Raw genomic sequence first — 13,397 nt, 5'->3', positions numbered from 1 at the left:
CCCGCGCCGCCGAACGCTCCTTCGCACCCCGGGCCATGGCCTATTTCACCTGGAAGGAAACGGGACTGACCGCCGACTGCGCCAGTCTCGACGCCATGGCGGCGCGGTTCGAGGAAGCCGCCGCCCTGATGCGGCGCATGGCCGGCGAGGGCTTCCGGGTGGAGCGCCATCCGGAAGGACAGCGCATCACCCACCCCGATCCGGCGGTGTTCGAGGCCTACGGGTTCGTGAGCGAGGAATCGGCCGAAAGCCAGCTCACCCTGCTGGACGGGCCCGGGGTCTGACGCTGGCCGGGGTCGGGCCGAGGGGCGTCGATCAGCGGCGCATGTAGCCCACCAGCCACACCAGAACGAAGGCCAGGGAGGACACGCCCAGATAGATCAGAGTCCACTTCTGGAAGCCGGCCACATCCCAGCCGAAGGGCAGCAGCCCTTCGGCTGCATCCCCGACAGTGCTGAAGGCCAGGGGCCCGGGGGGCAGGGCCGTGAAGGCGGATGGAATGGAGTGAAGAGCCGGTGACATCGCGGCAGGTTAGGGGAAGGGACGGGCGCCGCGGCAGGATCTCCGCATCCGAATCCCCCGCCATGACAGCCGGCCCGACTCCGTTCCCGCGCACCGTGATGCTGCTGGGCAGCGGTGAACTGGGCAAGGAGGTGGCCATCGCCGCCCAGCGGCTCGGCTGCCGCGTGATCGCCGTCGACCGCTACGCCGGCGCCCCCGCCATGGCGGTGGCCCAGGCCAGCGAAGTGATCGCCATGACCGACGCCGACGCCCTGCGGGAGGTGGTGCGGCGCCACCGGCCGGACGTGGTGATCCCGGAAATCGAAGCCCTGGCCGTGGATGCCCTGGCCGGGCTGGAAGGCGAGGGCATCACCGTGATTCCCACGGCCCGGGCCACGGCGGTGACCATGAACCGGGACCGCATCCGCGACCTGGCCGCCACCGGGCTGGGGCTGCGCACGGCCCGCTTCGCTTATGCCGAAAGCGCCGCGGAGCTGGCGGCCGCGGCGGCCCCCCTGGGCTGGCCCGTGGTGGTGAAACCGGTGATGAGTTCCTCGGGCAAGGGCCAGAGCGTGGTGCGGGGACCGGAGCAGATCGAGGCCGCCTGGGCGGCGGCCATGGCCGGGGCCCGGGGCGCGGGGGAGCGGGTGATCGTGGAGGAATTCCTGCGCTTCTCCCTGGAGATCACCCTGCTGACGGTGCGCCAGTGGCAGGGCCCCACCCTCTTCTGTCCGCCGATCGGCCACATCCAGGAACGGGGCGACTACCAGTGCAGCTGGCAGCCGGCCCGGCTGGGAACGGATCAGCTGGCGGCCGCCCAGGCGATGGCGAAGGCCGTCACCGACGACCTGGGCGGAGCGGGTCTGTTCGGGGTGGAGTTCTTCCTCTGCGGCGAGCCCGGCGCCGAGGAGGTGGTGTTCTCCGAGCTTTCGCCCAGGCCCCACGACACGGGCCTGGTGACCCTGGTGGGCCAGAACCTGAGCGAGTTCGAGCTGCATCTGCGGGCCGTGCTGGGCCTGCCGATCCCGGAGATCCGCAGTCTGGGGCCGGCGGCCTCCAGGGTGATCCTGGCCGGGCCGGAGGCGGTGGGGGCGGCGGACGGGGAGAAGCCAGGCAGCGGCGAAGCACCCAGCTTCCTGGGGCTGGAGCGGGCCCTGGCGGTGCCCGACACCCAGGTGCTGCTGTTCGGCAAGCCCGACGTCCGACCGTGGCGGCGCATGGGGGTGGCCCTGGCCCGCGGCGACGACGAGGCCGAAGCCCGCAGCCGGGCCGATGGGGCCGCCGCGGCCGTGCAGGTGCGGACCAGCCGATAAACCGTCGTCACCACTGGTTTTTCAGCAGCCTGAGCTTTAAGGTGCGAGCCTGCGGGTAGCACCATGACCAAGGCCCATTCGCCCTCGAGGCCTTCCCCTTCCCCGAACACCCGGAAACGGAAGGAGATGGGCGCGGTGGCGCTGCCTGAGCCGACCTCGCACCGGGCCGATCCGAAGCATCGCCCCCCTTCCCAGAAAAAGGCCCGGCGTCTGCCCCTGCTGACCTTCGGGCTGGGGCTGGCCGTGGGGGCGGCGGTGGCCGGCCCCCTGCCGGGGCTGATCGCCCCGTTCCTGGCGGGTCTGATTCCGGCGCCCCGCAGCATCGGGGCGGTGCTCAACCCTCTCTCGATCGAGAATCGCCGCATCCTGGTGCTGGGCCGCGACGCGATCGGCGACAACACCGACGTGATGTTCACCGTCCAGCTCGACGGCGACATCACCCACATCACCCAGGTGCCCCGGGACACCTACATCGAATCGGAGCAGCTTGGGGTGGTGAAGGCCAACGCCCTGTTCGCCCTCGGCGGCATCGAAACCACCAAGCAGGAGGTGGGCCAGCTGCTCGCGACACCCGTCGACCGCTACCTGAAGGTGAACCTCGACGGGGTGAGCAAGCTGGCCGAAGCCCTCGGCGGCGTGGAGGTGGACGTGCCCAAGCGCATGTACTACGTCGACAATGCCCAGGGCCTGTACATCAACCTCTACCCCGGCAGGCAGCTGCTCAAGGGCGAGGATCTGGAGGGCTTCCTGCGTTTCCGCCACGACGAGCGGGGCGATCTGGGGCGGATGGAACGGCAACGGCTGGTGATGGCCGAGGTGTTCCGCAAGCTGGCCCAGCCGGCCACGATCACCAAGCTGCCTGCCCTGCTGGAGATCGCCGGCAACGACATGGTCACCGATCTCTCTCCGATCGAGATGACCCAGCTGATGTCAGCCCTCGGCAAGACGAAGCTGAGCACCCAGCGGGTGCCGGGCCGCCTCTACTGGCACAACGACCTGAGCTACTGGATGCCCGACTCCAACCAGGCCCACGCCAGCGGCAGCGGCGAGGTGGCTTTTCCCTGAGCCCGCCGGCCGGCTCGCGGGGATTCAGGCGGGGCCGGGGCGGTCGTCCGGATCTCTCCAGCCGGCGGTGAGCTCTTCCAGGAGCTGGGCCAGACCGTGCTTCCTGGGCAGGTCGGCTTCCGCCGCCCACTCGATCTCCCGGATCCTCCCGTCGTCGAGACCCAGCAGCTCCACCAGGCGGCGGTAGGCCACCCGTTCCTGGGAATTGATGCTGGACTCCTCAGGGGAGCGCCGACCCACCCGCACCATCATGTAGCTGAGCTTGAGGGCCAGCTCCCGGTCATCGCCGGAGCCGAGCTGCCCCACCAGATCAGCCAGGGCGGCAACGGGCAGCCGCTCCGCCAGGACTCCCTCCAGCGCCGCCTCCCCGAGGGGCGCGAGGGTGTCGCCGTGCACATGGCGTGCCACCAGCTCGGCCAGCAGCTTCCGCTCGCCGCCGGAGCACTCACCGTCGGCCCAGGCCACGGTGCAGACGATGCGGAGCAGAGCGGCCTGCTCCTGGGAGAGGGCTGCGGCGGGGATGGGCTCAGCCATGGTCAGGCGGCAATGGGGATGGGGGGATGCTGCTCCAGCACGTGGCGCAGATAGCGGCCGGTGTGGCTGGCGGTGATCTCGGCCACGGCCTCGGGAGTGCCGATGGCCACGATCTCGCCCCCCTTGTCGCCGCCCTCCGGCCCCAGGTCGATCAGCCAGTCGGCGCAGCGGATCACGTCGAGGTTGTGCTCGATCACCAGGATCGAGTTGCCCTTGTCGACGAGACGCTGCATCACGTCCATCAGCTTGTGGACGTCGTAGAAGCTGAGGCCCGTGGTGGGTTCGTCGATCAGGTAGAGGGTCTTGCCGGTGGCGCGCCGGGAGAGCTCGGTGGCCAGCTTCACCCGCTGAGCCTCACCTCCGGAGAGGGTGGGGGCGGGCTGGCCGAGCTTGATGTAGCCGAGCCCCACGTCCACCAGGGTGCTGAGCCGGTCGCCGGCCTGGGGGATGGCGGAGAACACCTCGGCGGCCTGCTCCACCGTCATCTCCAGCACGTCGGCGATGGTGTGGCCCCGGAAGGTGACCTGGAGAGTCTCCCGGTTGTAGCGGGCCCCTTTGCACACATCGCACTGGACATAGACGTCGGGGAGGAAGTTCATCTCGATCACGTTCACCCCCTGGCCGCTGCAGGCCTCACAGCGCCCGCCCTTGACGTTGAAGCTGAACTGGCCCACCTGGTAGCCGCGGGCCTTGGCCTCCACCGTGGCGGCGAAGACCTGGCGGATCGGGTCGAAGGCGCCGGTGTAGGTGGCCGGGTTGGAGCGGGGGGTGCGGCCGATCGGCGACTGGTCGATGACGATCACCTTGTCGATCGCCTTGATGCCCCGCAGCTCGTCGAGGCCGGCGGGGAAGGGCACCTTGAGGCCGAGGCGGTTCTCCAGGGCCGGGTGCAGCAGCTCGTTGACCAGGGTGCTCTTGCCGCTGCCGCTGACGCCGGTGACGCACACCAGCCGCCCCAGGGGGACCTCCACGTCGATGCCCTGGAGGTTGTTGCGGGTGCAGTTGACCAGGGTGAGCCGGCGGCTGCCGGCATCGCGGCGCTCCGCCGGCGTGGGGATGGAGCGGCGACCGCTGAGGTAGGCGCCGGTGAGGGAGTCCTCGGCACTGAGCAGGTCGTCGAGGGAGCCCTCAGCGACGATGTGGCCGCCGTGGACGCCGGCGCCGGGGCCGATGTCCACCAGGTAATCGGCGGCACGGATCGTGTCCTCGTCGTGCTCGACCACGATCAGGGTGTTGCCCAGGTCGCGCAGCTTGGTGAGGGTGGCCAGCAGACGGTCGTTGTCGCGCTGGTGCAGGCCGATGCTGGGTTCGTCGAGCACATAGAGCACACCGGTGAGGCCGGCGCCGATCTGGGTGGCCAGGCGGATGCGCTGGGCCTCGCCGCCCGAAAGGGTCATGGCGGGACGATCGAGGCTGAGGTAGTCGAGGCCCACGTCGAGCAGGAAGCGCAGCCGCATGCGGATCTCACGCAGCACCAGATCACCGATCTGGATCTGGCGGCTGTTGAGCAGCGGCTCGGACCCTTCGCTGGCACCGACCCCCATCAGGGCCTCGATGCGCTCCAGGGTGTCGGCCACGCTCACGGAGGTGAGCTCATGGATGGCGTAGGGCCCCACCCGCACCGCCAGGGCCTCGGGCCGCAGGCGCAGGCCATGGCAGCTTTCACAGGGCACCAGCTCCAGGTACTTCTCCAGCTTCTGGCGCATCGATTCGCCGCTGGCGTCACGCAGCTGGCGCTCCAGGATCGGCAGGATCCCCTCGAAGGGCCGCACGTAGCCCTCGCTCTTGCGATAGCGGCTGTCGGCCTTGATGGCGATCGGTTCCTGACTGCCCTGCAGCAGCACCTTGCGCTGGTCGTCGCTCAGCTGGTTCCAGGGGGTCTTGAGCTCGAAACCGAAAGCCTCGCCGACGCTGAACAGCAGGGAGAAGTAGTAGCTGTTCTCCTTGTCGCTCCAGGGGGCGATGGCTGCATAGACCGGCAGGGAGGGATCGGGCACCACCCGTTCCACGGTGAAGCGGCGCAGGTGGCCGATCCCGTGGCAGTCGGCGCAGGCGCCATAGGGGCTGTTGAAGGAGAACAGCCGCGGCGAGAGCTCCTCCATCACGGCTCCGTGGACGGGGCAGGCGAAGTTCTCGGAATAGAGGCGCTCCCGCTCCACCCCCTCCGGCAGCTCCTCACCGCTCTTGGGAACCACCTCCACCAGGGCCAGGCCCTCGCCGCGCTTGAGGGCGGTGCGCAGGGAATCGGTGAGCCGCTCGTTGATGCCCTCCCGCGCCACCAGCCGGTCGACCACCACCTCGATGTGGTGGGCATGGTTCTTGTCGAGCTCGATGTTGTCGGCCAGCTCGCGCACCTCGCCGTTGATGCGCACCCGGGCAAAACCCTCGGCCACCAGGCCGGCCAGCAGCTTCACGTGGGTGCCCTTCTTGCCGCGCACCACCGGGGCCAGCAGCTGGTAGCGGGTGCCCTCCGGCAGGGTGAGGATCTGGTCCACCATCTCGTCGATGGACTGGGGCCGGATCGAGCGGCTGCACTGGGGGCAGTGGGGTTCGCCGGCGCGGCCGAACAGCAGGCGCAGGTAATCCTGGATCTCGGTGACCGTGCCGACGGTCGAGCGGGGGTTGTGGCTGGTCGACTTCTGGTCGATCGAGATGGCCGGCGAGAGGCCCTCGATCGCATCCACATCCGGCTTGTCCACCTGGCCGAGGAACTGGCGGGCGTAGGCGGAGAGGCTCTCCACGTAGCGGCGCTGGCCCTCGGCGAAGATCGTGTCGAAGGCAAGGGAGCTCTTGCCGCTGCCGCTCACGCCGGTGAACACCACCATGCGATTGCGCGGGATGGTGAGATCGACGTTGCGCAGATTGTGCTGACGGGCGCCGCGCACCCGGATCACATCCTCGAGGCTGCCGCCTGTGAGGGTGCGCAGGGCGGAGTCCGCAGCGGGCGGGGCCGTCTCCCCTGACGTCCGGGAGGTGCCGTTGCCAGGAGCCGCGCTCTTGCTGGTGGATCCGGCGCGGGCACGGGGCATGGGGAGTGGTCGGCAGCCGATGAGTCTACGGGGGATGGTCCTGGGACAGGCTCACGCCAGGGCGGGCTGGGGTGAGGCCGCAGCGCAGAGGGCCTCGCTCACCTCCCAGAGGCGGCGGCACTGGCCGGCATCGAGGGCCGCCGGGGCGATGCGCACCTCGGTGGGCCAGCCCCGCAGGCCGCCCCACTGGTCGGGGCCGTAGTGGCCGCCGGGCCGGGCCTCCGGGGCGGTGGCGGCGAACAGCTGGGGCAGGGCCCCCATGGCGGCGCTCTGGAACAGGGGATCCATGAGCCGGTAGGCGAGGGGCTCGATCCAGGAACCGGTGGCGGCGATCGAGGCGGGCTGCAGGTTGGTGCGGGCGAAGCCGGGGTGGGCGGCCAGGGAGAGCGTGCCGCTGCCCTGAGCCGCCAGGCGCCGCTGCAGCTCAAGGGCGAACATCACGTTGGCCAGCTTGCTCTGGCCGTAGGCCCGCCAGCGGTCGTAGCGGCGCTCGCCCTGGAGGTCGTCGAAGGCGATGCGGCCGAAGTACTGGGCTCCGGAAGTGACCGTGACCACCCGGGCACCGGGCCGGTCGCGCAGCAGGGGCAGCAGGGCGAGGGTGAGGGCAAAGTGGCCCAGGTGGTTGGTGCCGAACTGGAGCTCGAAGCCGTTGCGGGTGAGCATGCGGGGCGGCGCCATCACCCCGGCGTTGTTGATCAGCAGATCGAGGCGCCCGTAGCGCTCAGTCACCGCCTTGGCTGCCGCCGCCACGCTGGCCAGGTCGGCCAGATCGAGAGGCAGCACGTCGAGGGCGCCGGTGGAGGCCGCGGCGGTGAGCAGCTCCTCGCGGGCTTTCTCCGCCTTGGCGCGGGAGCGACAGGCGAGCAGCACCGTGGCCCCTCTGGCCGCAAGGGCCCGGGATGTCTCCAGGCCCAGGCCGCTGTTGGCACCGGTCACCAGGGCGATCCGGCCGGACTGGTCAGGAATGGCGTCAGCGGTCCAGCGCATGGCGGGGAAAGGCATCGGCATTTAAATCGTAACGGAATGTGACGGAGCCCGATTCTCCTCCGAAGCTCCCCCCGGCCCCTCCCGCCGCAGCAGGAAGAAGAAGGGCTGCTCCATGCCGCGCAGATCCATCAGCCCCAGCACGGTGTCCTCATCCAGCTTGCGGAACACGTCCTGGATGGGGAGGTGGTCGTAGACCATCGCGGCGCTGGGCGTGCCGCGGCAGCTGATGATCCGCAGCCGGGCCCGGGGGTGGACCGTGGCGAGCAGGGGCAGCAGCAGCTGGAACAGGCGGCCGGCGAGCGCCGATCTCGGCAGGGGCACCCGGCCGATCAGACCCAGGGCTGGCCCGACGGCCTTCGGGTCTACGCAGACCCGGCCGCCACCCGGGCCGGTGAACACCAGCGGATGGACCGCCTCGGCACTGTCGAAGCGCTTGCCGTGCCAGTGGAACGCCTCCAGGACGCCGTCGAGGGGGTGGCCGGTGGGAACGCTCTCCCCCTTCCAGGCACCGAGCAGGAAGGGAATGTCGACAGGGGGGAGGGCGTCGAACTGGGCGAGGGCTTCGCTGGTGGAGGCCTGCTCCAGGGACAGGCGGCTCATCCTCTGGTCACCATGTTCGGATCTGGCGTCAGCTGGCATGGTTCAAGGCGCCAAGGCTTGGTGGGCTTCCCGCAGAAAGATCCGGCTGAACGGCAGGCTTGCGGTAGGGGCCTCAGGGAGAGGGCTGCGTTGATGTGTTTCCGATCGGCCGCTCGCGCTCAAGGACAAGCCTCCCCTCTCCGACTGACCTGACCAGGCTCACCAATTCTGGGGTCTGGGCACGCGGGTGCAGGTTGTTGTCGATGTTTTGCCTCCACCCAGAAGTGGATGGTCCGATTTTGTGATTTCCGTATTTTTTGACAGATCATCAATCCAGCAAAAGGGATAGCCGGCCACCGTGGCCTTTGATGTGATGATATCTCTGAAGCGGTTGACAGGTTTCCTTGACAAACCAAGCACTGATTTCGTAACGCTGAAATCAGCTGCAGGGTCGATGGCCGTGATGTTGGTCGTTTTGGATCCCTCCGACCCAACCGTGCAGCTCAGGTCGATCGGTGCTGCCGAAGCAGCGGGTGCAATGCCGAACACAACCGTTGCAGCGGCCAGAGCGGTCAGCTCAAAAAAACCTTTTGATTCGTGAGGCTCGCTCGATCCAACTTTCCCAAGTGTCAACGTCAGATTTCTTGGATCCCATCGATTTTCCCAATCCACGTGCTTCGCTTCACAGCGGCGGCACATCCTGGGGAAAGGCGGCGCCGCCGGCCAGCCCGGGCGCGGGCTCCGCCAGCTGGCGCTGCAGGCGCTCCAGTTCCTCGGCCTGCTCGGTCACGGTGCGGCGGGTCTGGGCGAGGCGGCCCATGCGCCGGATCATCGGCGGCACCGACAGCAGCAGGCCCGCCACCACCCCCAGGAAGAAGCTGAACAGCAGCACCAGCGCCATCGACTGGCTGGCCTGCCAGGAGAAGAAACTGATCGACACGACGGTGGCGTTCTGGAGCGCGAACACCATGGCCACCATGGCCAACAGCAGTGCCAGCACGGTGAACACCCTCATGGCCTGGTCCTGGGTGGGCGGATACCGCCTCCATCATGGACCGCGCCGCCAGGGCGGCCCGCTCAGCCCTGCTTCTCGGCCTGCTCCAGCGCCTGGCGCATGTCGGAGGAGAGGTCGGCCTGCAGGAAGGCGGGGGTTTCCGGAATCGCCATGCGGAAGTCGGCCAGGGGCTGGAGGGCCGCCTTCAGGTTCCGGCCGGAGCAGGCCAGCAGGTGGCCGCCGCCGCGGCGGTCGGCCGAGAGGAAATGCAGGTGCCAGCCCACCACGTTGACGGTCTGGAGATAGGTCGGGGTCCAGAAGCCCACCAGCACCCCCTCCACCTGCTCGAAGGCAAACAGGGTCTGACCGGCGGCCGCCTCCACCAGGGTGGCGGGCCCCTCGGTGGGGCTGTCGGCCCGCCCCACGGTGCGGGTGCGCACCGCCTCGAAACGTCCCTCGATCCGCACCGCGAAGAATTCGTTGTCGCTGCCGCGCTCCAGGTCCAGCTGGGCCTGCAGATCGGCCAGGCTGGCCACAGCTTCCAGGGTCACTTGGCGCTGGGGCAGGAAGTGGGTGATCACCGCGAACGGCACCTGGGCGTCCGCCGGAGCCAGCGCCGGTCCGTCCTCGCCCACCCGGTAAGTGGCGCCGTCCAGCACCACCATCTCGCCATCAAGGCCGGCAAAGGTGCCGAGGCCGAAATCGCCGTGCCGGCTCAGCTCGGCCACGGTGATCGCTTCCCCTGTCACCCCCTGCACCAGGGCACCGGTGGTGGAGATCTGGAACAGGGTGGCGTGGTCCACCTGCAGGGCATCGGCCAGGGCCGCCATGACGATGTGATCGAGCGTTTCCCCCGTCCGGGCCCGGCGTGCCTCCAGGGCGTCCTGAAGTGAGCGGGAGATGGCGCAGCGGAGCTCTGGCATGGGCGGGGGCGAACGGGCGGCGCGGGCCCAGCCTCGCTCCTAGCCTCAACCCCAGTGGTATCCGCCGTTCCGATCGATGAGCCTGCACGAACGACCGGCCACCCGCCATTCCCTGGAGGACGACATCTATTCGTCCTCCGATCTCTCCCGCACCCTGCCGAAAGCCCATTTCCCTCAAGGGGAAAGCAATCCCCGCGCCGTGTTCGCCGCCCTGCGCGACGAGCTGATGCTGGATGGCAATTCCCGCCAGAACCTGGCCACCTTCTGCCAGACCTGGGTGGAGGAGGAGGTGCACAACCTGATGGATCTGTGCATTGACAAGAACATCGAGGACAAGGACGAATACCCCCAGACCGCCGAGATCGAGGCCCGCTGCATCAACCTGCTGGCCGACCTCTGGCAGGCCCCCTCCACCGATCAGGCCATCGGCGCCTCCACCACCGGCTCCAGCGAAGCCGCCATGCTCGGCGGCCTGGCGATGAAACGCCGCTGGGAGGCCCGACGCCGGCAGCAGGGCCTGCCGATCGACAAACCCAATCTGGTGACGGGGCCGGTGCAGATCTGCTGGCACAAGTTCACCCGCTACTGGGACATCGAGCACCGCGAGATCCCGATGGAAGCGGATCGGCTGCTCCTCACCCCCGAAACGGCCCTCGCCTTGTGCGATGAGAACACCATCGGCGTGGTGCCCACCCTGGGGGTCACCTTCACCGGCCAGTACGAGCCGGTGCAGCAGCTCGCTGCGGCCCTCGATGACCTTCAGGCCTCCACCGGCCTGGACATCCCCATCCATGTGGATGCGGCCAGCGGCGGCTTCCTGGCGCCCTTCTGCGCCCCCGATCTGGTCTGGGATTTCCGCCTGCCCCGGGTGCGCTCGATCAACGCCTCCGGCCACAAGTTCGGCCTGGCGCCCCTGGGGGTGGGCTGGGTGCTGTGGCGTCAGGCTTCCGATCTGCCGGAGGAAATGGTGTTCTGGGTGAATTACCTGGGCGGCAACATGCGCGATCTCACCCTCAACTTCTCCCGGCCGGGAGGACAGGTGGTGTGTCAGTACTACAACTTCCTGCGCCTGGGCCGGGAGGGCTACCGCAAGGTGCATGACGCCTGCTACGCCACGGCCCGGTACCTGGCCGAAGCGATCGGCCGGCTGGGGCCGTTCGAGATCCTCTACGGCGGCGACGATCAGTCGGGCATTCCAGCGATCTGCTGGACGCTCCGGGAGGACAGCGCCGTGAATTTCAACCTCTTCAGCCTGGCCGATCGCCTGCGGGTGCGGGGCTGGCAGGTGCCGGCCTACACCCTGCCAGCCCACTGCCAGCACCTCACCGTGCAGCGCATCCTGGTGCGCCACGGCGTCAGCCGCGACCTGGCCGATCTGCTGCTGGACAACATCCGGCAGGCCCTGGACTTCTTCGAACAGCACCCCGACCACGCCGTGCTCACGGGCGAGGAGGCCTCTGGCTTCCACCACTGATCACCGTCCAGGCCTCCAGCACCTGGGCCACCGACCAGGCCTGGGCAGGGCAGCCCCGTGGCGTGTGGGGGGCATCACCGTCGAAGATCTCGCTGATGCTGCCCAGCCCGGCTGCGCCCAGGTGAAGGGCCATGGGCTCCAGGAATGACAGCGCCTGCAGCCGATCGCCATGCAGCCGGTAATGGGCCCGGGCGAAGGGCCCCAGCCACCAGGCCCACACCGTTCCCTGGTGGTAGGCCCCATCCCGCCGCCACACGTCGCCGCCGTAATCCCCTCGGTAGGCCGGATCAGCCGGATCCAGGGTGCGCAGCCCGTGGCGGGTGAGCAGCCGCTGGCCGCAGAGCTCCAGCACGCAGGCGGCCTGCTCCTCGCCCAACAGGGGCTCCGGCAGCGACAGAGCCAGCAGCTGGTTGGGCCGCAGGCTGGCATCGGGGCGGCCCGAGGGCCCGTCGATGACATCGAAACAGCAGCCCCGCCGCGGGTTCCAGAAACGCTGAAAGCCCGCCGCGGCCCGATCGGCCAGGGCCCGCCAGCGGCTGGGATCAGCCCCCGTCAGCCTGGCGAAGCCCGCCATGGAGCGCAGGGCGTTCACCCACAGGGCATTCACCTCCACCGCCTTGCCGTGGCGGGGGGTGATGGCCCGATCCGCCGGCTTGGCATCCATCCAGGTGAGCTGGGTTTCCCCCGCCCCGGCGCACAGCAGCCCATCGGCTGGGTCCATGCGGATCCCGAACCAGGTGCCGGCCAGGTGCTGGCCCAGGATCCCCTCCAGCAGGGGATACAGCTCCCGGACCAGGGCGTCGCTGCCGCTGGCGGCCCTGTGCTCCGCCAGCGCCTGGAAGAACCAGAGCGTGGCGTCCACCGTGTTGTAGGAGCCCTGATCCAGGGGCTGATCGGCCCGATCGGGGAAGCTGTTGGGCACCAGCCCGTGGCTGACGCAGGCCGCAAACGTGCGCAGGATCCGCTCGGCCCGGTCGCAACGGCCCGTCACCAGAGTGAGCCCGGCCAGGCTGATGAAGGTGTCGCGGCCCCAGTCGTTGAACCAGGGGTAGCCGGCGATCAGCGAAGCCCCCGCGATCGCAGCCGTCTGCGGCCGTTCCACCAGGAAGGCATCGGCGGCGAGCACCAGCTGACGGATCCAGGCGGGCGCCAGCGGCGCCAGCTCGGGCTGGGCGGCCTGCCAGCAGCGCAGCAGCTCGCCTTCGTGGTCCCGGCGCTCCGCCAGGGCCCGCTCCCCATCGAGGGGCGGCGTTTCCTCCGTGCTGGCCACGACGGTGACGGAGGGGTTTTGATCGCTGAGGGTGACGCGGAGCGTGGCCACCCGCAGGTGCTCGGCCATGCTCGCCAGCCCCCGCTGGGCCTCGGCCGTCAGGGGCCCCACCTCGGCCCAGGCCGGCGGATCCTCCAGCCACCAATGGCCCCGGTCGCTGCCGACGACGAACGGCTCCCCCTGCTCCGGCCGCACCCGCAGACCCCGAGCCAGCGGCTCCAGGGCCAGCACCGGCCGCCCGCCACCGTGGTGGGAGCGGTGCTGCACAAAGGCGGTCAGCGTGAGCTCGAGGGGGCCGGCGCCGCGCACCAGCCGGTGACTCACATAGGTGCTGTTGGCCCCCGGGACCATCCACACCCGTTTCTCCACCAGGGCGTCGGCCACAGCGAAGCGCCAGCAGGGAACGGTGCCCTCCAGGGCGAACGCCTCGATCTGGCGGTGGCCAAGGGCCGTCATGCTGCCGTCGGCCCCCAGCACCGACGCCTCCAGCTGGCTCACCAGCAGGGTGCGCTCCACCGGCGGATTCAGGGCCGCGATCAGCAGGCCGTGATAGCTCCGGCTCGGTGCCCCGGACACCGTGCCCATGGCATAGCCGCCCAGGCCGTTGCTGACCAGCCACTCGCGCTCCTGGGCCAGCCGGAGATCGCCGCAGATCTCGCTGCCGAAGCTCACCACGGCCGGCTCAGGCGGGGGGGACGTTGCGCTTGGTGTCATCGACATCCTGGTGG

General features: G+C 69.6%; 13 protein-coding genes. 4 read left to right on the top strand and 9 right to left on the bottom strand.

What is annotated here, in order from left to right; all coding sequences use genetic code 11:
• Positions 1-35 precede the first annotated feature (35 nt).
• Entirely contained in the window at positions 36-284 is a 249-nt protein-coding gene (locus tag KUG41_RS01595; protein WP_216900404.1) for a hypothetical protein, read from the top strand.
• Positions 285-315: 31 nt separating this feature from the next.
• Here the strand turns inward: KUG41_RS01595 and KUG41_RS01590 are convergent, their stop codons facing one another.
• Positions 316-522: a 5'-phosphoribosylglycinamide transformylase gene (locus KUG41_RS01590; protein WP_216900402.1), complete on the bottom strand. Its 207-nt coding sequence runs from the start codon at positions 520-522 to the stop codon at positions 316-318.
• Positions 523-584: 62 nt separating this feature from the next.
• Between KUG41_RS01590 and purT the strand changes: the two genes are divergently transcribed.
• Both purT and KUG41_RS01580 read left to right on the top strand, forming a co-directional pair.
• Positions 585-1,814: a formate-dependent phosphoribosylglycinamide formyltransferase gene (gene purT, locus KUG41_RS01585; protein WP_216900400.1), complete on the top strand. Its 1,230-nt coding sequence runs from the start codon at positions 585-587 to the stop codon at positions 1,812-1,814.
• 126 nt (positions 1,815-1,940) lie between these two features.
• Positions 1,941-2,879 carry an LCP family protein gene (locus tag KUG41_RS01580; protein WP_254216732.1) on the top strand — a complete coding sequence of 313 codons (939 nt, stop codon included), beginning with the start codon at positions 1,941-1,943 and terminating at the stop codon, positions 2,877-2,879.
• 24 nt (positions 2,880-2,903) lie between these two features.
• Here KUG41_RS01580 and KUG41_RS01575 read toward each other — a convergent pair whose 3' ends face one another.
• The 7 genes from KUG41_RS01575 to budA form a co-directional block, all read right to left on the bottom strand.
• Complete coding sequence (locus KUG41_RS01575) at positions 2,904-3,413, bottom strand: TerB family tellurite resistance protein (RefSeq protein WP_216900395.1); 510 nt, start codon at positions 3,411-3,413, stop codon at positions 2,904-2,906.
• A gap of 2 nt (positions 3,414-3,415) precedes the next feature.
• Positions 3,416-6,442, bottom strand: coding sequence for an excinuclease ABC subunit UvrA (uvrA, locus tag KUG41_RS01570; RefSeq protein ID WP_254216731.1), 3,027 nt, complete (start codon positions 6,440-6,442; stop codon positions 3,416-3,418).
• Between the two features lie 51 nt (positions 6,443-6,493).
• On the bottom strand, positions 6,494-7,429 hold the full coding sequence (locus KUG41_RS01565; RefSeq protein WP_216900860.1) for an oxidoreductase: 936 nt from the start codon (positions 7,427-7,429) through the stop codon (positions 6,494-6,496).
• A gap of 21 nt (positions 7,430-7,450) precedes the next feature.
• Positions 7,451-8,029, bottom strand: a complete 579-nt coding sequence (locus tag KUG41_RS01560; RefSeq protein ID WP_216900393.1) for a DUF4334 domain-containing protein — start codon at positions 8,027-8,029, stop codon at positions 7,451-7,453.
• Between the two features lie 198 nt (positions 8,030-8,227).
• Positions 8,228-8,680 (bottom strand): hypothetical protein, encoded by a 453-nt coding sequence (locus KUG41_RS01555; protein WP_216900391.1) that lies wholly within the window; start codon positions 8,678-8,680, stop codon positions 8,228-8,230.
• A gap of 10 nt (positions 8,681-8,690) precedes the next feature.
• On the bottom strand, positions 8,691-9,023 hold the full coding sequence (locus tag KUG41_RS01550) for a lipopolysaccharide assembly LapA domain-containing protein (RefSeq protein WP_216900389.1): 333 nt from the start codon (positions 9,021-9,023) through the stop codon (positions 8,691-8,693).
• Positions 9,024-9,085: 62 nt separating this feature from the next.
• Positions 9,086-9,925, bottom strand: coding sequence for an acetolactate decarboxylase (budA, locus tag KUG41_RS01545; protein WP_216900387.1), 840 nt, complete (start codon positions 9,923-9,925; stop codon positions 9,086-9,088).
• 76 nt (positions 9,926-10,001) lie between these two features.
• Here budA and KUG41_RS01540 point away from each other — a divergent pair, with 76 nt between their 5' ends.
• On the top strand, positions 10,002-11,399 hold the full coding sequence (locus KUG41_RS01540) for a glutamate decarboxylase (protein ID WP_216900385.1): 1,398 nt from the start codon (positions 10,002-10,004) through the stop codon (positions 11,397-11,399).
• On the opposite strand, the gene KUG41_RS01535 is transcribed toward KUG41_RS01540, so the two are convergent.
• Complete coding sequence (locus tag KUG41_RS01535) at positions 11,365-13,383, bottom strand: amylo-alpha-1,6-glucosidase (RefSeq protein WP_216900383.1); 2,019 nt, start codon at positions 13,381-13,383, stop codon at positions 11,365-11,367. The two genes, KUG41_RS01540 and KUG41_RS01535, sit on opposite strands and share 35 nt — an antisense overlap.
• Positions 13,384-13,397 lie beyond the last annotated feature (14 nt).

The sequence above is a fragment of the Synechococcus sp. CCY 9618 genome (genome assembly GCF_019038415.1).
Lineage (GTDB): Bacteria > Cyanobacteriota > Cyanobacteriia > PCC-6307 > Cyanobiaceae > Cyanobium.
This window is presented reverse-complemented; position numbering and strand designations above follow the sequence as displayed.

What these genes read in the sequence shown, in the direction of transcription:
- KUG41_RS01575 (WP_216900395.1), bottom strand. Translation starts at nt 3,413, where the DNA reads ATGGCTGAGCCCATCCCCGCCGCAGCCCTCTCCCAGGAGCAGGCCGCT.
- KUG41_RS01580 (WP_254216732.1), top strand. Translation starts at nt 1,941, where the DNA reads ATGGGCGCGGTGGCGCTGCCTGAGCCGACCTCGCACCGGGCCGATCCG.
- uvrA (WP_254216731.1), bottom strand. Translation starts at nt 6,442, where the DNA reads ATGCCCCGTGCCCGCGCCGGATCCACCAGCAAGAGCGCGGCTCCTGGC.
- budA (WP_216900387.1), bottom strand. Translation starts at nt 9,925, where the DNA reads ATGCCAGAGCTCCGCTGCGCCATCTCCCGCTCACTTCAGGACGCCCTG.
- KUG41_RS01565 (WP_216900860.1), bottom strand. Translation starts at nt 7,429, where the DNA reads ATGCGCTGGACCGCTGACGCCATTCCTGACCAGTCCGGCCGGATCGCC.
- KUG41_RS01550 (WP_216900389.1), bottom strand. Translation starts at nt 9,023, where the DNA reads ATGAGGGTGTTCACCGTGCTGGCACTGCTGTTGGCCATGGTGGCCATG.
- KUG41_RS01535 (WP_216900383.1), bottom strand. Translation starts at nt 13,383, where the DNA reads ATGACACCAAGCGCAACGTCCCCCCCGCCTGAGCCGGCCGTGGTGAGC.
- KUG41_RS01560 (WP_216900393.1), bottom strand. Translation starts at nt 8,029, where the DNA reads ATGAGCCGCCTGTCCCTGGAGCAGGCCTCCACCAGCGAAGCCCTCGCC.
- KUG41_RS01595 (WP_216900404.1), top strand. Translation starts at nt 36, where the DNA reads ATGGCCTATTTCACCTGGAAGGAAACGGGACTGACCGCCGACTGCGCC.
- purT (WP_216900400.1), top strand. Translation starts at nt 585, where the DNA reads ATGACAGCCGGCCCGACTCCGTTCCCGCGCACCGTGATGCTGCTGGGC.
- KUG41_RS01590 (WP_216900402.1), bottom strand. Translation starts at nt 522, where the DNA reads ATGTCACCGGCTCTTCACTCCATTCCATCCGCCTTCACGGCCCTGCCC.
- KUG41_RS01540 (WP_216900385.1), top strand. Translation starts at nt 10,002, where the DNA reads ATGAGCCTGCACGAACGACCGGCCACCCGCCATTCCCTGGAGGACGAC.